This window comes from Dactylosporangium sp. CA-092794, assembly GCF_050948465.1.
In the GTDB taxonomy this organism is placed as follows: Bacteria; Actinomycetota; Actinomycetes; order Mycobacteriales; family Micromonosporaceae; genus Dactylosporangium.
This window is the reverse complement of sequence record NZ_CP192044.1, coordinates 9,333,287-9,353,712: the sequence shown is the minus strand read 5'-3', so window position 1 is coordinate 9,353,712 and position 20,426 is coordinate 9,333,287. Positions and strand designations below refer to the sequence as shown.

At 73.2% G+C, this 20,426-nt stretch carries 15 protein-coding genes; 10 read left to right on the top strand and 5 right to left on the bottom strand.

The genetic code is table 11. The features are described 5' to 3' along the window. Positions 1–63: 63 nt before the first annotated feature. Positions 64–1,761: an SGNH/GDSL hydrolase family protein gene (locus ACQPXD_RS40020; protein ID WP_432827520.1), complete on the bottom strand. Its 1,698-nt coding sequence runs from the start codon at positions 1,759–1,761 to the stop codon at positions 64–66. A gap of 369 nt (positions 1,762–2,130) precedes the next feature. Next, positions 2,131–3,918: an ABC transporter ATP-binding protein gene (locus tag ACQPXD_RS40015; protein ID WP_432827518.1), complete on the bottom strand. Its 1,788-nt coding sequence runs from the start codon at positions 3,916–3,918 to the stop codon at positions 2,131–2,133. 80 nt (positions 3,919–3,998) lie between these two features. Here ACQPXD_RS40015 and ACQPXD_RS40010 point away from each other — a divergent pair, with 80 nt between their 5' ends. Both ACQPXD_RS40010 and ACQPXD_RS40005 read left to right on the top strand, forming a co-directional pair. Beyond that, positions 3,999–4,418, top strand: coding sequence for a MarR family winged helix-turn-helix transcriptional regulator (locus ACQPXD_RS40010; RefSeq protein WP_432827516.1), 420 nt, complete (start codon positions 3,999–4,001; stop codon positions 4,416–4,418). A gap of 1,188 nt (positions 4,419–5,606) precedes the next feature. Then, a complete protein-coding gene (locus tag ACQPXD_RS40005) occupies positions 5,607–6,890 on the top strand; it encodes a right-handed parallel beta-helix repeat-containing protein (protein ID WP_432827514.1) in 1,284 nt (427 codons plus the stop codon). On the opposite strand, the gene ACQPXD_RS40000 is transcribed toward ACQPXD_RS40005, so the two are convergent. Continuing rightward, on the bottom strand, positions 6,814–7,776 hold the full coding sequence (locus ACQPXD_RS40000) for a serine/threonine-protein kinase (RefSeq protein ID WP_432827512.1): 963 nt from the start codon (positions 7,774–7,776) through the stop codon (positions 6,814–6,816). The two genes, ACQPXD_RS40005 and ACQPXD_RS40000, sit on opposite strands and share 77 nt — an antisense overlap. 97 nt (positions 7,777–7,873) lie before the next feature. Here ACQPXD_RS40000 and ACQPXD_RS39995 point away from each other — a divergent pair, with 97 nt between their 5' ends. The 4 genes from ACQPXD_RS39995 (at position 7,874) to ACQPXD_RS39980 (ending at position 14,195) form a co-directional block, all read left to right on the top strand. After that, on the top strand, positions 7,874–10,201 hold the full coding sequence (locus tag ACQPXD_RS39995; protein ID WP_432827510.1) for a putative bifunctional diguanylate cyclase/phosphodiesterase: 2,328 nt from the start codon (positions 7,874–7,876) through the stop codon (positions 10,199–10,201). Further along, positions 10,198–12,030: a diguanylate cyclase domain-containing protein gene (locus ACQPXD_RS39990; RefSeq protein ID WP_432827508.1), complete on the top strand. Its 1,833-nt coding sequence runs from the start codon at positions 10,198–10,200 to the stop codon at positions 12,028–12,030. The genes ACQPXD_RS39995 and ACQPXD_RS39990 overlap by 4 nt, the downstream gene beginning before the upstream one ends. A gap of 72 nt (positions 12,031–12,102) precedes the next feature. Beyond that, complete coding sequence (locus ACQPXD_RS39985; protein ID WP_432827506.1) at positions 12,103–12,933, top strand: class I SAM-dependent methyltransferase; 831 nt, start codon at positions 12,103–12,105, stop codon at positions 12,931–12,933. Positions 12,934–12,947: 14 nt separating this feature from the next. Then, positions 12,948–14,195, top strand: coding sequence for an aldehyde dehydrogenase family protein (locus ACQPXD_RS39980; protein ID WP_432827504.1), 1,248 nt, complete (start codon positions 12,948–12,950; stop codon positions 14,193–14,195). Positions 14,196–14,887: 692 nt separating this feature from the next. On the opposite strand, the gene ACQPXD_RS39975 is transcribed toward ACQPXD_RS39980, so the two are convergent. Next, complete coding sequence (locus ACQPXD_RS39975) at positions 14,888–15,517, bottom strand: TetR family transcriptional regulator (protein ID WP_432827502.1); 630 nt, start codon at positions 15,515–15,517, stop codon at positions 14,888–14,890. Positions 15,518–15,589: 72 nt separating this feature from the next. Here ACQPXD_RS39975 and ACQPXD_RS39970 point away from each other — a divergent pair, with 72 nt between their 5' ends. After that, positions 15,590–16,399, top strand: a complete 810-nt coding sequence (locus ACQPXD_RS39970; protein WP_432827500.1) for an SDR family NAD(P)-dependent oxidoreductase — start codon at positions 15,590–15,592, stop codon at positions 16,397–16,399. Positions 16,400–16,418: 19 nt separating this feature from the next. Here ACQPXD_RS39970 and ACQPXD_RS39965 read toward each other — a convergent pair whose 3' ends face one another. Continuing rightward, positions 16,419–17,273 (bottom strand): aldo/keto reductase, encoded by an 855-nt coding sequence (locus ACQPXD_RS39965; RefSeq protein WP_432827498.1) that lies wholly within the window; start codon positions 17,271–17,273, stop codon positions 16,419–16,421. A 178-nt stretch (positions 17,274–17,451) separates the two neighbouring features. Here ACQPXD_RS39965 and ACQPXD_RS39960 point away from each other — a divergent pair, with 178 nt between their 5' ends. The 3 genes from ACQPXD_RS39960 to ACQPXD_RS39950 all read left to right on the top strand — a co-directional run bounded on the left by ACQPXD_RS39960 (position 17,452) and on the right by ACQPXD_RS39950 (position 20,424). Then, positions 17,452–17,655 (top strand): hypothetical protein, encoded by a 204-nt coding sequence (locus ACQPXD_RS39960; protein WP_432827496.1) that lies wholly within the window; start codon positions 17,452–17,454, stop codon positions 17,653–17,655. 1,033 nt (positions 17,656–18,688) lie between these two features. Next, positions 18,689–19,384, top strand: a complete 696-nt coding sequence (locus ACQPXD_RS39955) for a siderophore-interacting protein (protein WP_432827494.1) — start codon at positions 18,689–18,691, stop codon at positions 19,382–19,384. A 35-nt stretch (positions 19,385–19,419) separates the two neighbouring features. Then, positions 19,420–20,424: a glycosyltransferase 87 family protein gene (locus ACQPXD_RS39950; protein WP_432827492.1), complete on the top strand. Its 1,005-nt coding sequence runs from the start codon at positions 19,420–19,422 to the stop codon at positions 20,422–20,424. Positions 20,425–20,426 lie beyond the last annotated feature (2 nt).

Below are 20,426 nucleotides of genomic sequence, written 5' to 3'. Positions count from 1 at the left end.
CCGGCATCAGGGATTTCCCGGACTCGGCCGGCGGGGGTATCGCGCCCGCCGGCCGAGCCATTTTCACGGTGTCAGGTAGCAGCTTTCTGTGACGCCGCCGCTCGGGTCGCGGCCGAAGGCGCTCGCCGCGCAAGCGGTGCCGCCGGTGAACGTGCGGTAGACGTACCCGCCGCCCTCGCCGAAGGCGACCGTGCGGGTCCCGATGAACACACAGTTGCCGCCGGCACTGGCGCACTTGGTGGTGTATCCGACCGGGCCGCCGGTCCGCCGATAGCAGGCTTTCGCGACGCCGAAGATCGGGTCACCGCGGAACGAGGTGTTGTCGCAGGACGTCGTGGTGGAGGCGCGGGCCGTGACGAACGAGCCGTACGCGCCGTACACGATGGACTGTTCCCCGCTCAGGTTGCAGGTCGAGCCCTCGTTGGCACACTGTGTCCAGCTGCCGATCGGGGCACCGGACGGCGGGAAATAGCATGCCTTCACGACGCCGAAGATCGGGTCACCGCCGAACGTGTCGGAGGTGCACGCGGCCGCGCCGTTCACCTGCTTGTAGATGAAGCCTCCGTTGGCGCCGTAGGCCACCACGGTCGTACCGCCGACGTGGCAGGTGCTGTTCTCGCTTGCGCACTGCGTCCAGCCCAGCGGGCCGCCCAGGGGCGCGAGGTAGCACGACTTCAGCACGCCGAACGTGGGGTCGCCGCCGAACGTGGTGTTGTCGCATGAGGCGCTGCCGGTCGCGGTGAGGTAGCGGTACGAGCCCGCGCCGAAGGCGACCTTCCGCGTGCCGGGGAATGAGCAGGTCGCCGCCTCGTCACCACACCGGGTGTACCCGGCTGGCAGTTCGTTCGGCGTGAACACCGGCAGGGTCGCGGACAGTACCGCGGGAAAATATCCGAGGCGGTATCCGTCAGCGGTCGGGTGGAACGTCTCGTTGACGTGGTCGGACGAGAACGCGTTGATCCATGGGCTACCGGAACAGACACCGTGCCCGGCGAACGTGGGCCGCGGGTCGCTGAACACGAATCCGGCCGCGGCGGCCCGCGCCGAGAGCACCGAGTCCAAAGCGTCGGCGCCCCGATTGAGCGCTTGCCGCTTGGTGAGGCTCAAACTGCAGCTGGCCGCGGCCTCGTCCATGAGGCGCGGATAGCCGCTCACGATCACGCGGGCGTTCGGGGCTTTGCTCTGGACCGCGATGAAGGTCGCGTCGAGCTGGCCGGGCAGCGAGCTGTTGATCGTCGTGGTGGCGCCGCTGACGGCGCTCACGCACTGATCGTCGGTGCCCAGCAGGCAGGTGGCGGCGACGTTGGTGAATCCGACGTCGTTGCCGCCGGCCGTGATGGTGACCAGATCGGTGCCGATTCCCAGGTCGCTCAGCTGCTTGGACCGCACGTCGGCCGTGGTGGCACCGCTGCAGGCGCGCGACACGTACGACGAGGCGTGACCGGCCACGAGCGCCGGATACCCCTCCGGGCTGCGCGCACAGTCGCCGGACGACGAGTCGTAGTCAAGGGTCCCGACCCCGGCGGCGTAGGAGTCCCCCAGCGCGACATAGCTGAGCTTGACGGAGACGGAGGCGCTAGCCGGCGTACTGCCGGCGATCAATGTAGCCGCCATACCGGCCAGCGTCACGAGCACGAATCCGGAAACGACGAGGCGTTTTCCGGTTCTTGAGAGCCGCACGCGCATACGGCGCGTCCTCCGAATCTCGACAATAGAATGGGCCGGCGGACGAATGGGAACGCATTTCGAATGCGCGGCCAATGGGTCCGCCCGCAATAGACGTAGCCGTATCGCGGAATGCTCGCCGATGTGACGCTCATCACTATCCCGTGACGAGACGGGCGGGCCAGGGCCGGCCCGTCGACCGCCGCCGTCAGACCTTCGACCGCCAGCCGGTTCCGGCGAGGCCGGCACACCGCGGTCGGTCCACGACCTCTCTCGGTGTGCGCGGACAGCGCGCCGAGCAGCAGGCCCGGCACGTCCGCGCCGTGTTCACCGGGCCATGACCGCCGTCGACACCACCGGCCACCCAGCGGCCTGTGTCGACCAGGGTGGGCGCTGTGTCCGCCGGGTTGGGTGGTGGGCCCGTGTCTGCTGTGGGGTGGACACCTGCGGCAGGCGGCCGGTGGGTCAGGCGGCCAGGGCGGCGTAGGTGCCAGCGGCCGACAGGAGGGTGGTGTGGGTGCCGCGCTCGATGACGCGGCCGTGATCGATGACGGCGATCTGGTCGGCGTCGCGCACGGTGGAGAGGCGGTGGGCGATGGTGATGGTGGTGCGGCCGCGGGCGAGGTTGTCGAAGGCGCGCTGGACGGCGCGCTCGGTCTCGGTGTCCAGGGCGCTGGTCGCCTCGTCCAGGACCAGGATGCGCGGGTCGCGCAGGAGGGTGCGGGCGATCGCGATGCGCTGCTGCTCGCCGCCGGAGAAGCGGTAACCGCGCGAGCCGACCACGGTGTCGTAGCCCTCCGGCAGCGACGCGATGAGGTCGTGGATCTGGGCGGCCCGGGCCGCGGCCTCGAGCTCGGCGTCGGTGGCGCCGGGCTTTGCGTAGCGCAGGTTCTCCCGCACCGTCGTGTGCAGCAGATAGGTCTCCTGGCTGACCACCCCCACCACGGCGGCGAGGTCGGTCAGGCGCACGTCACGCAGGTCGACGCCGTCGATGGTGATCCGGCCGGCGGTCGGGTCGTAGAGCCGGGCGATCAGCGCGGCGATCGTGCTCTTGCCCGAACCGGTCTCGCCGACCAGCGCGAGCGAGCTGCCGGCGGGCACATCGAGCGAGACGCCGGCCACCGCGGCCGACTCGCTGCCCGGGTAGCTGAAGGTGACGTCCTCCAGCCGCAGGTGGCCGCGCACGTCAAGCAGCGGCACCGGGCGCTCCGGCTCGGCCACCTCGACGGGCAGGTCGAGATATTCGAAGATGCGCGCGAACAGCGCCAGCGAGCTCGTCAGCGCCACGCCGACGCCCAGCAGCCCCATCAGCGGCCGGAACAGCCCGGCCTGCAGCGCGGTGAACGCGACGAGCGTGCCAATGCTCAGCGTGCCCGCGGTCATCGGCAGGCCCGCGCTGAGATAGATGATCGCCGGTATCGCGGCGAAGATGATGCTCATCGAGGCCATCCGCCAGCGGCCGGCCAGCTCGGAACGCAGCTCCAGGTCGATGAGCCGCTCCGACGAGGCGGTGAACCGCCGCACCACGGCATCGCCCGCGCCCATGGTCTTGCTCAGCCTCACACCGCTGATCGACAGCCCCTCCTCGATCGTCACGTTGAGGTCGGCCAGCTCCCGCTGGCGCTGGGCGGTGATCTCGCGGCGCATGCTCGCGACCTTGCGGGTCAGGTAGATGGCGGGCGGCAGCACGACGAGCGAGACCAGCGACAGCCGCCAGGACAGCGCCGCCATCGCGACGGCGGTGGCCACCGCGGTGGTCAGGTTGGAAGCGATGGACGTCGCGGTGTTGGTGACGACCGCCTCCATGCCCCCGATGTCGTTGGTGATGCGCGACTGCACCTCGCCGGTGCGCGTGCGGGTGAAGAATCCGATCGACTGCCGCTGCAGGTGGGTGAAGACGTCGGTGCGCAGCCGGTGCATGACCAGCTGGCCGACCTTGGTCGACTGCCAGGTCTGGATCACGCCCAGCGCGGACGTGACGGCGGCCACGGCGACCATGCCGAGCACCAGCCAGGCCAGCAGGCGCGTGTCGCGCTCGGGCAGCGCGCTGTCGATGACCTCGCGCAACAGGAACGGCGACGCCATCGACAGCACCGACGACGCCACGATGATCAGCACGACGATAGCCAGGCGGCCGCGATGGTCGACGAACAGGCGGCCGATGCGGGCCAGCGAGACCTGCTTGGCCTGCGCCTTCTCGGCGGCGCTGAGCTTGCGAGACCCGCGGACGCGGGTGGGGTGATTGGGCTCCAAGGGGGTTGCCTTTCTGTTGGGAACATGATGAGGTTACCTCACTATGAGGGACCAACACAAACTTCTGGTATCTTGTTCCCGTGGAGGACGAGAGCCTCGCGGAGCTCTTCTGGAGCGTGGCGCGGCGGCTGCGGCACGGCTCGCACGAGACGCTGCAGCCGCTGGGGATCACGCCCGGCCAGGCGCGCGCCCTGAGCGTGCTCGCCCGGCACGGCACCATGCGCCCGAGCGAGCTGTCCGAGCACCTTAAGATCGCGCCGCGCTCGACCACCGAGGTCGTCGACGGCCTCGAGGACCGCGGCCTCGTCGAGCGACTGCCCGACCCCGCCGACCGGCGGGCCACACTGGTCGAGCTCACGCCCGCCGGCGGGACCGTCGCGGCGAAGATCCGCGCCGAGCGCGGCGCTCAGGGCGAGCGCTTCTTCGCTGCCCTGCCGCCGCAGGACCGCGAGGACCTGGCCCGCATCCTCACCACCCTGCGCACCTCCGAGCCGTCGTGATCCCGCATCCCGTTTGACCGAGGCTGCGGGCCGCCCGGAGCCACCATGAGCTCACCCGTCCCGGGGCCGGGCTCAGGGCGGCGCTCCGCAGATGGCGCATGACCTCGACCGCGAGCAGCCCCGGCGCGGGCGCGGGCGCGGCGCTTGGCGCGGCGCCGGCCTTGGACGCGGCGCCGACGTTGGGGGCGGTGCGGGCTTGGGCCACGCCGAGGGCCCGGCGCGGCCCGGCCCGGTGTGGCCTGTCGCGCTGCGGCCCGGCCCGGCCCTGCCCGGTGCAGTGCGGCGCGGCGCGGCCCGGCCCGGTGCAGTGCGGCGCGGCGCGGCCCGGCCCGGTGCAGTGCGGCGCGGCGCGGCCCGGCCCGGTGTGGCCCGGCCCGGTGTGGCGCGGCGCGGCGCGGCCTGTCGCGCTGCGGCTGCGGCCCGGCCCGGCCCTGCCCGGTGCAGTGCGGTGCGGCGCGGCGCGGCCCAGTCGGGTGCGCCCGGTCCGGCCCGGCGCGGTGCGGCCTGTCGCGCTGCGGCCCGGCCCTGCCCGGTGCGGCGCGGCGCGGCGCTGTGCGGCCCAGTCAGGTGCGCCCGGCCCGGCGCGGTGCGGTGCGCGGTCCGGCCCGGCGCGGTGCGGCTCGATTCGGTGCGGCTCGATGCGGTGCGGTGCGGCCCACCTCAGCCCGGCGCGGACGAGCCCGGCCCAGGCGCGGGGCACGGTTCCAACTTCCGCGAGCGGGCGGGCGCGATCGGCGATCACGTCCCATACGTCGGGTGCTGCGCGCTGCGAAGCATGCCGCAGTGACCGGAAGTCTCCGCGATCATGCGCAACTGGCGCCGACACCAACGGTTTTTCATGATCACGGAGTGGTGATGTACACCCGTGTACCACAAGTCTCCGGGATCATGGCAAACCCGCAGAACGGCCACTGCGAGCATCATGATCACGGAGACTTACACCCGGGCCCGGCCAACTGCGGATCGGAGGTTGCACCCGGCGGGTGCGACATGCGCGGCCGACAACGTCCGCCGCGCCGCGCCGCGCCGGCAGTGGGGGTCGGTGCCGATGGCTGGGGCCCGCCGGTGGTCATCGACGTCTGGTCGCGCTCGGTGGACTGGGGCTGGTTGGTGTGGTGGCGGTGATCTTGGTGGAGCAAGGCGTGGGGCGGGCGGCATACTCGGCGGGGGGCGGGTATCAGGGCGCCTGTGATCAACGCACGGGAGCATGGTCTGACCGGCGACGGGGTCACCAACGATCAGCCGGCGCTGCAGCGGCTGGTTGACGCGTGTTCGCCCGGGGAGGTGATCTACTGCCCGGCCGGGACGTACAGCATCCGTGACGTCGGGACCGTGTGGCGGACCGGTGTGTCGCTGGTCGGTGACGGGCCGTCGGCGACCCGGTTTGTGCTGGCCAATCCGGGGGCGCGGGAGACGCCGGTGCCGTTGGCGTTTTGGACCACGTTGCAGCACGGTGCGTCGGCGGAGCGGTCGATCGCCGACATCACGTTCGCCGGGTTCGAGATCGACGGCTCGCAGCTCGTGCTGCCGGCGTACGACGTGCTGGCCAAGGGGCTGGGCATGCAGTACGTGCTGCGCGGCGCGTTCCGCGACCTCTACATCCACGACACGCCCGCCACCGGGTTCGGGTGCGACTTCCTGCAGGACACCACCGTCGAGCGGATCGTCGCCGTGCACTGCGGGCGGCTCGACTCCGGGTGGGAGAAGGGTGGAGCGGGCATCGGCATCGGTGTGGGCGGGTGGGGCGCGGTCGAGCGGCTGACCGTGAGCGAGTGCGTGACGCTGCGCAACGGCACCAACGGCATCTTCGTCGAGTTGCAGGATGCCGGCTGGACGCCGCCGCGCGGCATCCGGGTGCTGGGCTGCCACGCGGAGAGCAACAAGTACGGCATCTCGGACTGGGGCGCCGACGGGCTGCTGGTGTCGGGCTGCACGATGATCGGCAACCACACGGCCGGCTTCGACGTGTCGGGGCAGGGCACCACCCACGTCGCCGGGCGGTACGGCGTGGTCACGGGCTGCGTCGTCGACGACAACATCGGCGACGGGGTGAGCATCGGCAACACGCCGGGCGGCTACACGGTCGCGGCGAGCCGGATCAGCCGCAACGGCGGTCACGGGTACCGCCAGCACAACCTCCCGGGCGCGATCAGCATCCCGGCCGCGGACATGGTCCTGGACAGCAATGACATCTGGGACAACGCGGGCGACGGCATCCGCATCGACGGGTCTCTCATCGACCCATTCCTGATCAACAATCGCATTCGCGGCAACGGTACGCCCACGAGCCCGGCCTCCGGCATCGCCGTCAACGCCCGGGTCACCTCCGCGACGATCCGCAACCAGCGCATCTGGGACCGGCACACGCCGCCGACGCAGCTCGCTCCGCTGACCGTCACCGCGCGCGGGACGCTGGCCGACCCGGCGTTCCTGGACCTCGAACCGGTCCAGCTGGAAGACGCGCCGAGCTGATCGCCATGGCGACCGTCGCGGCGGGCGGGGCCGCGGACGGGTGGTGCGGGCGCAGCACCGGCGGCACGTGGACCGGCACGTCGACCGCGGCCGACAGGATCAGGGCGAGGGCCACGCTCGTCGGGCGGGCCTCCGGCAGCTTGTCCAGGGCGGCGGCGCACACCTCGGCGAGCTCGTCCGGCAGGCCCGCGATCGCCGGCAGCGGCGTGGGCGCGGTGTGCAGGTGGGCGCGCAGCATCTGCTCGTCGGTGTCGGCCGGGTACGGCAGCCGGCCGGTGAGGCACTGGTAGAGCAGGACCCCGACCGCGTACACGTCGGAGGCGGGGCTCGCCGGCCCCGGATCGAGGCGCTCCGGCGCGACATAGGCGGGCGTGCCCAGCAGCGAGCCGTCCGGCAGGTGGTCCGGGTCGCCGGCGGGGGCCGCCACGCCGAAGTCGAGGATCTTCGCGCCGGAGGAGGTCAGCACGATGTTGGCCGGCTTGACGTCGCGGTGCACGATGCCGTGGCCGTGCGCGGCGGCGAGGCCCGCGGCGACCTCCGCGCAGACCCGGCCGGCGACCCGCCAGTCCAGCGGGCCGGCCTGCATCACCGCGCCCAGCGGCTGGCCCTCGACCAGCTCCATCACCAGGAACGCGGTGCCGCGACCGGCGCGGCGGGAGGTACCGAAGTCATAGACCGACACGACGTTGGGATGGGCGAAGCGCGCCCCGTAGCGGGCCTCGTTGCGGGCGCGGTCGAAGGCCTCGGCGTCCGCCGTGTGCTCCGGCGTCAGCAGCTTGACCGCCACCTCGCGGTCGAGCACCTCGTCGTGCGCCTCCCACACGCTCGCCATGCCGCCCTGGCCGAGCTTGCGCTCGAGCCGGTAACGACCACCCAGATACCGCACGAGGTCCTACTTCCCCCTCCGGGGGTGATTCAAGCCGGGAACCGGACCGCACCGGTCGGGCACCGGCGAAGCAACGCCATCCGGTGACCGTTGGTACATGCACGCACGCGCGCCGTTCCTCCTCGCGGCCGGTGTCGCCGCGATCGCCGGGTCGACGCTGGCCTCCGGAGCGCTGAGCCAGGTCATCTGGCTGCTTGGCGCACTGGTCTGCGGCGCGCCGCTGCTCGTGCGGATGGCCCGGGCCCGGGGCGCGGTGGCGCCCGCCTGGCGGCTGGTCGGCGCCGGGATCGCGGTGCGGCTGGTGGCCGATACGGTGTGGAGCGTCGAGGGGCTGGCCGGGCACGGCGCCGTGCCGTTCCCGTCCTGGAACGACCTGGGCTACCTCGTGTCGTACACCCTCCTCATCGCGGGGCTGGTCCGCTCGGCTGGCGGCCGGGCGCGCGCCGCGCTGCTCGACGCGTCGATCGTCGCCGCCGGCGTGGCCGTGATCGACTGGATGTTCCTGCTGCATCCGTACCTCCACCACACCTCGATCGGCCGGCTGGCCCTCGGCCTGGCGCTGGTGTACCCCGTCTGCGACCTGGTGGTCTTCGCCGCCGCCGTGCGGCTGCTCTTCACCGGCGCGGTGCGCAACCCGGCGAACCGCCTGGTGCTGGCGGGCATCGGGCTGCTGCTGGCGGCCAACACGATCTTCTTCGCGCAGGCCGCGACCGGCACGATCCGCTCGGTCGCGCCGCTGGACAACGCGCTGTGGCTGGGCTCGTACCTCGCGCTCGGCCTGGCCGGGCTGCACCCGCGCCTGGCCGGCGAGCCGGTCGCGGCGCCGAGCGGGCCGGAGCCGGTGTCGCCGCGGCGCATCCTGCTGTTCGGCGCCGCGACCCTGCTCGGCCCGGCGGCCACGATCGTGCGGCTGTCCGGCGCGCACGGCGCGCTCGCCCCCGGCGAGTGGAAGCACCTCGCGGTGCCCGCCGTCCTGACCGGCCTGCTCTCGGTACTGCTGGTCACCCGCCTCGGCGGCCTGGCCCGCCTCGCCCAGCACCGCCTGGCCGAGCTCGACGCGCACGGCCGCCGGCTCGCGGTCGCGCTGGTCGAGCGCGAGTCCCTGGAGCGCCAGCTGCGCCACGGCGCCCTGCACGACCCGGTCACGGGCCTGGCCAACCGGGCCCTGCTCGCCCAGCGCATGGAGTGGGCGCTCTCCCGCGACAACCCGGCCCGGCGCTACGCGCTGCTGCTGCTCGACGTGGACCGGTTCACCCACGTCAACGACGCGCACGGGCTCGGCTTCGGCGACGAGGCGCTGACCGCGCTCGCCGGCCGGCTGCGCGGCCTCACCGCGCCCGGCGACACCCTGGCCCGCCTCGGCGGGGACGAGTTCGCGCTGTTCGTCGAGCACGGCACCGCGGACGCGGCCACCGCCCGGGAGCAGGCGGCGGGGCTGGCCGAGCTGCTGCGGGCCGAGGTCAAGGCGCCGCTCGCCGCCGGCGGGCGGGTCGTGCACCTGGCGGCGAGCATCGGGCTGGTCGACGTCGAGGGCCACGATCCGCGCGCGGCGATCGCCGACGCCGAGCTCGCGCTGCGCGCCGCCAAGCGGGGCGGGCGGGACCGCGTCGTGCGGTACCAACCAGAACTGAGGATCGCCCGGGAGGCCTTCACCCGCATCAGCGCCGGGCTGCGCCACGCCGTGGAGCGCGGCGAGCTGGCCGTGCACTACCAGCCGGTGGTGGAGCTGCCCGGCGCGCGGATCGTGGCCGTGGAGGCGCTGCTGCGCTGGAGCCCGCCGTCCGGGCCGGTCCCGCCCGACGAGTTCATCCCGGTCGCCGAGGAGACCGGGCTCATCGTGCCGATCGGCGCCTGGGTGCTGGAGCGCGCCTGCGCCGATGCCCGCGCCTGGCACGAGCGGCACGGCACCTCGCTGACCGTGAACGTCTCCGTGCGCCAGCTCGCCGAGCCCGGCTTCGCCGACGAGGTGCTCGGCGTCCTGCGCCGCACCGGCCTGCCGGCCCGCGCGCTGGTGCTGGAGATCACCGAGTCGGTGTTCGCCGGCGACGCCGAGGCGCTGCCGGTGTCCCTGGAGCGGCTGCGCGCGCACGGCGTCCGGATCGCCATCGACGACTTCGGCACCGGCTATTCGTCGCTGTCGTACCTCCACCAGCTCCCCGTCGACATCCTCAAGATCGACCGGTCGTTCGTGCCCACGGGCCCGGAGGCGGCCGGCGACCACGCGTTCACCCGCGCGGTCCTGCAGCTGGGCAGCAGCCGCAGCCTCCCGGCGATCGCCGAGGGCATCGAGACGGCCGAGCAGGCCGAGGTGCTGCACGCGCTGGGCTGCCGGCTGGCGCAGGGCTACCACTTCGCCAAGCCCGGCCCGGCGCACCAGATCGAGGACGCCCTCACCCGGCTCAACCCCGAACCGGCCGTAGGATGAGACGCGATCCCGTCATCGCCGCCGTGGCCGCCGCAGGCGCGGCCCTGATCGGCTGGATGCTGCTCGCCGACGCCGGCCCCGCCGCGCAGGTCCGCCTGTTCTGGACGGCACTACCGGTGTTCGACGTCCTGCTGTGGTACCTCTGCCGCCGCATCGCCCGCCTGCGAATGCCCGTCGACGCGCGCCGCTTCTGGCGCCGCGCCGGCCACACCGCGATCGTCTTCATCGTCGGCGACGCCAGCCAGACGGTCGTCGCCTGGCTGCACCCGGGCGCCGGGGCGGCGGTGCCGCACCCGGTGCAGGCGACCGCGATCCTGGCCGGCGTATCGCTGATGGTCTGGACGATGCTGACCCACCCGAGCCGGCTGCTGAGCCGGCCCGCGCGCGTCCGGTTCTGGCTCGACGCCGCGTCCGTGCTCGTCGGCGCGGCCGTCCTGGTGTGGCTGCTGCTCCTGCCGCGGGACTCCGACTCCGGCCGGCCCGGCGGCGCCGCGGTCGCGCTGCTGCTCGGCACGGCCGTCATCCTCGTGGCCGCGTTCTCCGCGGTGAAGCTGATGCTCAGCGGCAACTCGCCGGTCTCGGCGCGGGCCGCCGTGCCGATGGTGGCCGCCGGGGTGACCCAGGGCCTGGCCGGCGCCCTGGTCGGCCCCGACGGGCACTACCTGCCGGTGCTGCTGGCCACCCAGCTGCTCACGCCGGTACTCCTCGCCACCGGCCTGCGCCTGCAGGAGCTCGGCGGCCCGCCGGCACCGTCGTCGCGGCGGGCGGCGCGGCCCTACAGCCTCCTGCCGTACACCGCCCTGGCCGGCATGTTCGCCGCCCTGCCGGTCGTGCTGCGCGACGGCGGCGGCCCGGACCTGTGGGTGGTGCTCGGCGGCCTGTTCGTGGCCACGGTGCTGGCCGTGAGCCGCCAGCTGCTCGCCTTCGCCGAGAACGCCGCCCTCATGCAGGAGCTGCGCGGCCAGGAGGAGCGCATCCGCTCGCTGCTGGCCCACTCCACCGACATCACCTCGCTGGTCGACGCCGACGGGGTGCTCACCTACGTCAGCCCCGCGACCGAGCGCCTGCTGGGCAAGGCGCCGGACGCCCTACTCGGTACCCCCGTCCACGACCACGTCCACCCCGAGGACCTCGCGGTGTTGCGGCCGGCCATGCGGCAGGTGCGGGGCCGCCCCGGCGCCACCGTGTCCTACCAGGTGCGCTACGCCCACGCCGACGGCTCCTGGCGCTGGCTGGACGTGGTCACCCGCAACCTGCTGCACGTGCCGGCGGTGCGTGCCTACGTCTCCAACGCGCGCGACGCCACCCAGGCCCGCCTGCTGCAGGACGAGCTGCGCCACCAGGCGACCCACGACGGCCTGACCGGGCTGGCCAACCGGGCGCTCTTCGACGCCCGGCTGTCCGCGTTGTCGGTTCCGGCGGCGGTACTGCTGGTCGACCTCAACGGCTTCAAGGCCGTCAACGACACCTACGGCCACCACGTCGGCGACGCCGTCCTCGCCGGCGTGGCCGACCGGCTGGCCGCCGCCACCACGCCCGGCGGCACCGCGGCCCGGCTGGGCGGCGACGAGTTCGCCGTCCTGCTGCCCGGCGCGGACGCCGCCGCCGCGGCCGGGGTGGCCGAGCGTTTCCTCGCCCTGCTCGCCGCCCCGATGCTCGTCGACGGCCACCACCTGCCGGTCCGCGCCACCGTCGGTATCGCCGACGGCCCGCCCGGCGACCCCGACGCGCTGCTGCGCCGCGCCGACACGGAGATGTACCGCAACAAGCCCGCGAGCGATGCCTTTCCCGGCCGCGCGCAGTCGTACGTCCGTGAAGGGATCGGATGACGACGGCCTCGGCGCGGCCGCGGTACCGGCCGGCGGGGTTAATCCGGTTGACCGGCGTGCGACGGTCGTCGGGTGAGCGAATACCTCCGACTCAACCGCGCCCAGTGGGACGAGCGCGCGCCGGCGCACGCCGCCTCACCGGGGTACAACATCCAGGGTTTGCTGGACGATCCCGGCCTGCTCAGCGAGGTGGTGCGCTTCGACCGGCCGCGCCTGGGCGACGTGGCCGGGTTGCGGGCCGTGCACCTGCAGTGCCACATCGGCACCGACACGCTGTCGCTGCACCGCCTCGGCGCCCGGATCACCGGCCTGGACTTCTCGCCCGCCTCGCTCGCCCAGGCCCGCGACCTGGCCGCCCGCGCCGGGGCGGACATCGACTACGTCGAGGCCGACGTGTACCGCGCGGCGGAGGTGCTCGAGCCGGGCTCGTTCGACCTGGTGTACACCGGCGTCGGCGCCCTGTGCTGGCTGCCCGACATCCGCCGGTGGGCCGCGGTCGTCGCCGCCCTGCTGCGCCCCGGCGGCCGGCTGTTCATCCGCGAGGGCCACCCGATGCTGTGGAGCATCGACGAGACCCGCGGCGACGGCGTGCTCGCGGTCCACTTCGCCTACTTCGAGCGGCCCGAGCCCCTCGTCTGGGACGACAACAGCACCTACGTGGAGACCGAGGCCAAGTTCACCAACAACGTCACCCACCAGTGGAACCACGGCCTCGGCGAAATCGTCACCGCGCTGCTCGGCGAGGGCCTGGAGCTGACCATGCTGCAGGAGCACGACACCTGCCCGTGGAACCCGCTGCCCGGCTTCACCGCCGAGGTGGGCGAGGGGGAGTACCGGCTGGCCGACCGGCCGGAGCGGCTGCCGCTTACATACACTCTTCAGGCACGCAAGCGGTCGAGCTGAAGGGGAGCCGAGCCATGGACGTCAACGAGGTCGTGGCGGAAGCCGCCCGCGCCGCCCGGGCGGCGGCGGGGTCACTGGCCGCGGCGCCGGCGAAGACGATCGACGAGGCGCTGCGCGGCATGGCCCGCCGCCTCACCGCGGCTCCCGATCCGATCCTCGAGGCCAACCGCGCCGACGTCGCCGCCGCCGAGGCGGACGGGATGAGCGGCGGCCTGCTCGACCGCCTCCGCCTCGACGCCGCGCGCCTGGCCGCCATGGCCGAGCAGCTGGACATCCTCGCCGGCGTCGAGCCCGAGCCGGCCCGGCGCACCGTCCGCGAGCTCGGCGGCGGCCTGGTCCTGCAGGAGTGGCGCCGCCCGGTCGGCGTGATCGGCGCCAACTACGAGGCCCGCCCCAACGTCACCGTCGACGTCGCCTCCCAGCTGGTGAAGAGCCAGAACGGCGGCGTGCTGCGCACCGGCTCGGCCGCCCTGGCCTCGGCGATCGCGCTGATGGACGAGGTCGTCGCCCCGGCCCTGGCCGACGCCGGCCTCGACCCGGCCGCCGTGCAGCTGATCCGCGCCCGCGGCCGCGGCTCGGCGGAGGCGCTGGTCTCCCAGCCCGGCCTGATCCCGCTGGTCATCCTGCGCGGCAGCGGCGAGAGCACCCGCACCCTCGCGGAGAAGGCGGCCCTGCAGGGCGTGCGCACCCTGGCCCACGCCGACGGCGGCGGCGTGCTCTACGTCGACGCCGCCGCCGACCTGGACAAGGCATTCACCCTCATCGCCGCCGGCCTCGACCGTCTCGGCGTCTGCAACCGGCTCAACCTGCTGCTCATCCACCGGGATCGCTACGCCGAGCTGGTCCCGCGGGTCACCGAGGCGGTCGGCCCGCGGATCGCGGTGTCGCTGCCGCCGCACGATCACCCGCTCGGTTACGAGTGGGCCCTGGACTCGGCCCGCGAGGCGACCATCACGCTCGCCCCCGCCGACGGCCCGCGCGACGCCGCCCGCATCGCCAACGACGAGACCTCCGGCCTGGCCGCCGGCATCGTGACCGAGGACGCCACCGCGGCCCGCGAGTTCCTGGCGGCGTATGCGGGCACCGGCGCCTTCTGGAACGCGACCACGCGCTTGCTGGACGGCTTCAAGCTGCTCAACGTCCCGGAGACGGGCATCAACATCGACCGCGTGCCGGGCCCGCGCGGCCCGGTCACGTTCCGCGACCTGTCCCTGCGTCAGTACACGGTCGTCCCCGCCGACCGCCTCGCCGACCTGGACTGAGCCGACCTGGACTGAGCCGACCCGGACTGAGCCGACCGGACTGAGCCGACCGGACTGAGCCGACCGGACTGAGCCGACCGGACTGCCTGCGCCTGCAGGCCCTCGTCCGCGCCCCTTCGTCCGCGGCTGTTTCCGTCGTCTCGGCCGTTTCCGGATATGTCGGGCACTCCGTGCCACGACATATCCGACATTTAGGTTATGCACCGAACGAGCATAATGCGACTAGAAGTCTCCGCGATCATGCCGCACCCGCTGCCGACACCAACGGTTTTTCATGATCACGGAGTGTCCATGTACACCCGTGTACCGAAAGTCTCCGGGATCATGGCAAACCCGTGGTGCGGCCACGACGGACATCATGATCACGGAGACTTACGTCCGCCCCGCCCCGATCGGATGTTCGCCCGACCTGCCCCGTGGCTGACCCGGGTTCGCGCGAAGCGCAGCGGAAGGGCGCCGGCGTAATGCGGTGCGCAAGCGCGACGTAGAGCTGCCGGCGGAAGGGGCGCCGTTCGAGGCGGCTGCAGGGGAGGGGCGGCTGCTGGGGGAGCTGTTCGAGGCGGCTCGGGTGGGAAGTGTGACGCGCTGTTCGGGAGTGGAGCGCGACCTGTGGTGTGTTCTTGGGGCTCCACCCGGTCGGCCGTTTCCGGATATGTCGGGCACTTCGTGCCGCGACATATCCGACATTTCGGTTATGTGCCGAGCTGTCGGTCCCGGGCGTCGGGCAGGGGCTGGACGGCGTCGAAAGCCACCCGGAGGAGATCGCTGAGCGGCACGGTGCCGCCCAGCCGGGTCCAGGTCTCGCCGGCGGCGTCGAGGCAGGCGATCGCGCTGGCCATGACCGCGCCGGCGCGCAGGTCTGCCAGGTCGTCGCCCGGGCCGGCGCCGAGGCGGCGCCTGACCTCGGGCAGGATGTCGGCCTGCCAACCCAGGTGCTTCTCGAAGGTGCGGGCGCGCAGCGACGGGGTGCCGTGCATCATCTCGGAGATCTTGAGCAATCGCTCCTGTTCGGCGGGGCTGACGGTGGTCCCGTCGATCGTCGTGAGCACATTGAGCAGCGCCGTCCACAGGGGCTCGTCGTCGGGCCGGGCGGCCAGCGCCTCGCGGGCGCGGACGCCCTCGCCGGCCAGGTGGCCCAGGACGATGTCCTCCTTCGTGCCGAAGTACCGGAAGAAGGAGCGCCTGGAGATGCCGGCGGCGGCCGCGATGTCGTCGATCGTCGTCGCGTCGAACCCCTTCTCCAGGAACAGGTCCATCGCGACCTCGATGATCTCCGCGATCGCCGCCCGCCGGGTGCGGCTCCACAGGCCCTCACTGCTCATCGGACCAGTGTAGCCGTCTCGGCCCCAGATGCCTGGTTGACACTTGGTGCCAGATGGTCGTACGGTGTCGTCATGCAACCCCTTGACTACCATCGGCAGACGGTCCTGGTCACCGGCGCCAGCGCCGGCATCGGCGCCGAGTTCGCCCGGCGGCTCGCCGAGCGCGGCGCGAACGTCGTGCTCGTCGCCCGGCGCCTGGAGCGGCTCGAGGCACTCGCCGCGGAGCTCTCCGGGCGGTACCACATCGAGGCGACCTCGCTCGCCCTGGACCTCACCACGCCCGGCGTCGGCGCCGCCCTCGAGGCGGAGCTGTCCCGCCGCGGCCTCGAGATCACCAGCATCGTCAACAACGCCGGGTTCGCCACCCTGGGCCCGTTCCACCGGGAGGACCCGGCCCGGCTGGCCGCCGAGATCGCCGTCGACGTGACCAGCGTCGTGGACATCAGCCGCACGTTCATCGAGCGGCTGCGCCGCGGGGACGGCTTCCTCGTCAACGTCGCGAGCATGGCCGCCTACCAGGGCAACCCCACGATGGCCGTCTACGGCGCCACCAAGGCGTTCGTGCTGAATTTCACCGAAGCTTTGTGGTACGAGTCGCGCGGCACCGGCCTGCGTGTGCTCGCCCTGTCCCCGGGCGCCACCGAGACCGAGTTCTTCGACGTCGCGGGCGCGCAAGCGGACGGCGGCACGCGCCGCATGACCGCCGCGGACGTCGTGCGCACCGCCTTCGCGGCCCTGGACCGGCGCAACCCGCCGCCGAGCGTGATCGTCGGGCGGAGCAACCGCGCCGCCGCCGCGGCCGTCCGCTTCGTCGGCCGGCGCCGGGCCACGATGATGGTCGGCGGCATGATGCGCGGCGCGGCGGACCCCTCCGCCTCCTGAAGGGGCCCGCCCCGGCCCGTTACGAGTTGCGGGTGATGTCGGCGACCTCGGCCGGCGTCAGCTGAATCCCGGCGGCGGCGATGTTGTCCTCCAGGTGGCCGACCGAGCCCGTGCCCGGGATCGGCAGGATCGAGGGGGAGCGGGCCAGCAGCCAGGCCAGCACGATCTGCCGGGTGGTCGCCTCGTACTTCTTGGCCACCGACTCGATCGTCGCGTTGCCGTCGAGGTTCTGGATCGGCGCCCACGGCAGGAAGACGATCTGCTCCTGCTCGCAGAGGTCGACCAGGGACTCCGAGTTGCGGTCGTCGACGTTGTACCGGTTCTGGATCGACACCACCGGGGTGAGCGCCTGCGCGGTGCGCAGTTGCGCCTCGGTGAAGTTGGAGACGCCGATGTGGCGGATCTTGCCCTCGGCCTTCAGCTCGACCAGCGCGCCGATCGACTCCTCCAGCGGCACGGCCGGATCCGGGCGGTGGAACTGGTACAGCGGGATCTGCTCCAGCCGCAGCTTGCGCAGGCTGCCCTCGAGCGCCTCGCGCAGGTGCTCGGGCCGGCCGTCCGGGTTCCACACGCCGGGCCCCGGACGGACCAGGCCGCCCTTGGTGGCGATGACCAGATCCTCCGGGTACGGGTGGAGGGCCTCGGCGATCAGCTCCTCGCTGATGTCGGGCCCGTAGGAATTGGCGGTGTCGATGAAGTTCACGCCCAGCTCGATTGCGCGGCGCAGGACCCGCTTGGCCTCCTCCCGGTCGCGGGGCTCGCCCCAGATCCCCTCGCCGGTGATGCGCATCGCGCCGAAGCCGAGCCGGTTGACGGTCAGGTCCCCACCGACGTCGATGGTGCCGGCGTTCTGCGCGCTGCTCTGCTCTGACATGCGTCAGGTCTCCTTCGTGGAGTCGTTCGTCCTCGCTTGGAACCTATCGCCGCGACGCGCGCACGGCACGAAGATCGATCGCCGAAGCGTGTGAGAATCTGCCGGGTTTGCGCTATGGATTAGTACATCAGCGCCTGGGTAGGGTGACGGATCAGTCGAGCATTGGGGAGCGACCACCATGAACGCGCAGGACCCGACCGGAATCGACCCCAACAGCCCGGAGGCCGCAGCCCGCGACGCGGCCCGCCACGCGGCCGAGCGTCAGCAGAGCCTCGACCACCAGCAGGGCCGCGGCGGCCTCGTGGACGAGGGCGCGGTGGACTCGACCGGCCGCAGCATCCGCGACCCCCGCCGAGGCACCCAGCTGGACGAGGACATCTAGCTTCCGGCCCGCCAGCCCCCGCGCCTTGCTCCACCCCCGCCCCAGCCAGGCCCCGCCCCGCCCCCAGCCAGGGCCCGGCAGCGCGACTCAGGCCACGGTCCGGGTCGGGGTGCCGGTCCCGGCAGCGAGGGGCCGCCTCCAGCTCGGGCCGTTCCGCTCCGCCCCGGCCCGCTCCAACCCGGCCTCCCGCCTCCGACCCAGCCACGGCCCGCCGGCGGGCGCGACCACGACCACGGTCCGGGTAAACGTGCCCGGTGGCGGCAGCCACGCCCCGTCCCAGCTCGCCCCGCGCCGCGCCGCGCCGCCCGCCCCGCGCCGCGCCGCGCCGCCCGCCCCGCGCCGCGCCGCGCCGCGCCGCCCGCGCCGCGCCGCCCGCGCCGCGCCGCGCCGCGCCGCGCCGCGCCGCGCCGCGCCGCCCGCCCCGCGCCGCGCCGCGCCGCCCGCCCCGCCCCGCCCCGCGCCGCGCCGCCCGCGCCGCGCCGCCCGCGCCGCGCCGCCCGCCCCGCCCCGCGCCGCGCCGCCCGTGCCGTGCCGCGCCGTGCCGCGCCGCCCGCGCCGTGCCGCGCCGCCCGCGGCCCGCGCAGCGGTCAGAACTCTCCGTGATCATGCTGGTCGCGCTGGCAAACTGCGTCTTTTTCATGATCGCGGAGACATTGTGTACATATAGGTACGTTCGCATTCCGTGATCATGAAAAAGTCGTGGTGCGCATTGCGATCGTGCATGATCGCGGAGACTTATTGCCGGGCCGCCCGCCGCCCAGCCGTCCGCCGTCCGCCGTCCGCTGTTCGTCCGTCGTGTGCCGTGCTCGGTCATGAGTGGTGGTCGTCTTTGGGCTGGCGGTGGGCCTGCGACGTAGCGGAATTCGAATCCGGTAAGTCATGACGCCTGGCGGCGTCACGACTTACCGGATTTTTCGCCTGACACCGTATAAATCCGATAAGTCCGGACACGGAGTGTCTGGACTTATCGGGTATCGCCGGAAGTCGGCAAGGGGCTAACGATATATCGGCGATATGCAGTAACGTGGGCGACATGAGGCTGTGGGAGATGCTCTTCGTCAAGGCGACCGTTGCCGAGGTGCAGCGCGCCGGGCGGTTCCGGCGGGTTCGGCTGCAGGCCGAGGCGCTGCGCAATGCCGAGTGGCGGCCCGGGCAGCAGGTGCGCATCGACGTCGGGGCACCGGGGGCGCTGGCGCCGCTGCTGCGGACGTACTCCGTCTGGGACCGCGACGGCGACACCATCGAGCTGCAAGGACTGGTCCATGGCGACGGGCCCGGGGCGCGGTGGATGGGCGAGGCCGAAGCCGGGCAAGCGGTGCTCATCAGCAAGCCCAAGGGCGACTTCGTCACCCGCCCGGCCGGGTATCACCTGTTCGTCGGCGAGGAGACCGCGTCCGTGGCGTTCGGGGCCATGCTGCGCGGGCTGCCCGAGGCCGAGCGCGCGGCCAGCCGGGCCGTGGTCGAGATCGCCGGGCCCGAGGACAAGCTCGCGCTCGGCGGCGACGTCACGTGGGTGGAGCGCGGCGGCGAGAGTGCGGCCGCGTCGGAGGGGCTCGTCGACGCGGTGCGGACGCTGGCCCTTCCGGACGAGCCGGGTCAGGCCTATGTCGCCGGCGAGGCGCGGACCGTGCAGGCCGTCAAGCAGCACCTCATCCGCGACCGGGGCTGGCCGCGCAAAGCCGTGCTCACCAAACCCTTCTGGACCCCGGGCAAGCGCGGCATGGAGTAACGTCTGCGCGCACGGGCGTCAATCGATCGGTTTGGGTGGCCGGGCTCGGCGGCGGCGTCGCGGCGTTCGTCGCGCTGACCGCGCGCTGGCACGGCTGGTTCGACCTGCGCGTCTACCACGGCGCGGTGCGGCTGTGGCTGGACGGCGGCGACCTCTATGCATACCGGGAGCCCGGGCCGCAGCGCAACTACGGCTTCACGTATCCGCCGTTCGCCGCCGTGTGCTTCGTACCGCTGGCGCTGCTGCCCTTCGCGGCGGCGCTGGCCGTCATCACCGCCGCGTCGGTGGCCGGCAGCGCGGCGCTGCTGTGGGTGTGGTTTCGCCGGTGGCTGCCGGTGATGGCCGGGCTGATCCTGCTCGTCGCGCTCGAGCCCTGGCGCGACACGCTGAGCTTCGGCCAGATCAACCTGGTGCTGCTCGCGCTCGTCGGGCTCGATCTGCTGGTCCTGCGGCGCGGGCCGCTCGTCGGGCTGGCGGTGGCGGTCAAGCTGACGCCCGCGCTTTTCATCGGGTACCTCCTGATCGCCAGACGCTATCGCGAAGCCTTCGTCGCCGCCGGCACCGCGCTCGCCGCGACCGGCGTGGCCTGGCTCGTGGCGCCGGGGGCGTCGCGGCGCTACTGGTCCGGCCTGGTCTGGCAGGTCTCCCGCGTCGGCCGGGTCGGGGAGCCCGCCGACCAGTCCCTCGCCGGCGCCCTGCACCGGCTGCACGCCCCCGCCGAGGTCTGGCCGCTGCTCGCGCTCGCCGTGCTGCTGTTCTGGTGGACCCGCGTGCAGGCGGCCGGCGACTGGGCCGGCCTGGCGCTCACCGGGATCGCGATGTGCCTGGTCAGCCCGATCACCTGGGTCCACCATCTGGTCTGGGAGTTGCCCGCCCTGTTGCTGCTGTGGGACCGGCTGCGCTGGGTGGCCGTGGCCCTCGCCGCCGTGCTGGCCCTCCGCCTGGTGTGGCTGGTCCCCTCCCTGAGCCTGCTGACGCTCACCGGTTTGGTCCTGCTCGCCGTGGTACCGCGGGACAGGACATCGGATGTATCGAGCTAACT

Excerpts from the sequence above, each read along its gene's own strand:
- ACQPXD_RS39995 (WP_432827510.1), top strand. The coding sequence starts at position 7,874 with ATGCACGCACGCGCGCCGTTCCTCCTCGCGGCCGGTGTCGCCGCGATC.
- ACQPXD_RS39990 (WP_432827508.1), top strand. The coding sequence starts at position 10,198 with ATGAGACGCGATCCCGTCATCGCCGCCGTGGCCGCCGCAGGCGCGGCC.
- ACQPXD_RS39980 (WP_432827504.1), top strand. The coding sequence starts at position 12,948 with ATGGACGTCAACGAGGTCGTGGCGGAAGCCGCCCGCGCCGCCCGGGCG.
- ACQPXD_RS39975 (WP_432827502.1), bottom strand. The coding sequence starts at position 15,517 with ATGAGCAGTGAGGGCCTGTGGAGCCGCACCCGGCGGGCGGCGATCGCG.
- ACQPXD_RS39970 (WP_432827500.1), top strand. The coding sequence starts at position 15,590 with ATGCAACCCCTTGACTACCATCGGCAGACGGTCCTGGTCACCGGCGCC.
- ACQPXD_RS39965 (WP_432827498.1), bottom strand. The coding sequence starts at position 17,273 with ATGTCAGAGCAGAGCAGCGCGCAGAACGCCGGCACCATCGACGTCGGT.
- ACQPXD_RS39960 (WP_432827496.1), top strand. The coding sequence starts at position 17,452 with ATGAACGCGCAGGACCCGACCGGAATCGACCCCAACAGCCCGGAGGCC.
- ACQPXD_RS39955 (WP_432827494.1), top strand. The coding sequence starts at position 18,689 with ATGAGGCTGTGGGAGATGCTCTTCGTCAAGGCGACCGTTGCCGAGGTG.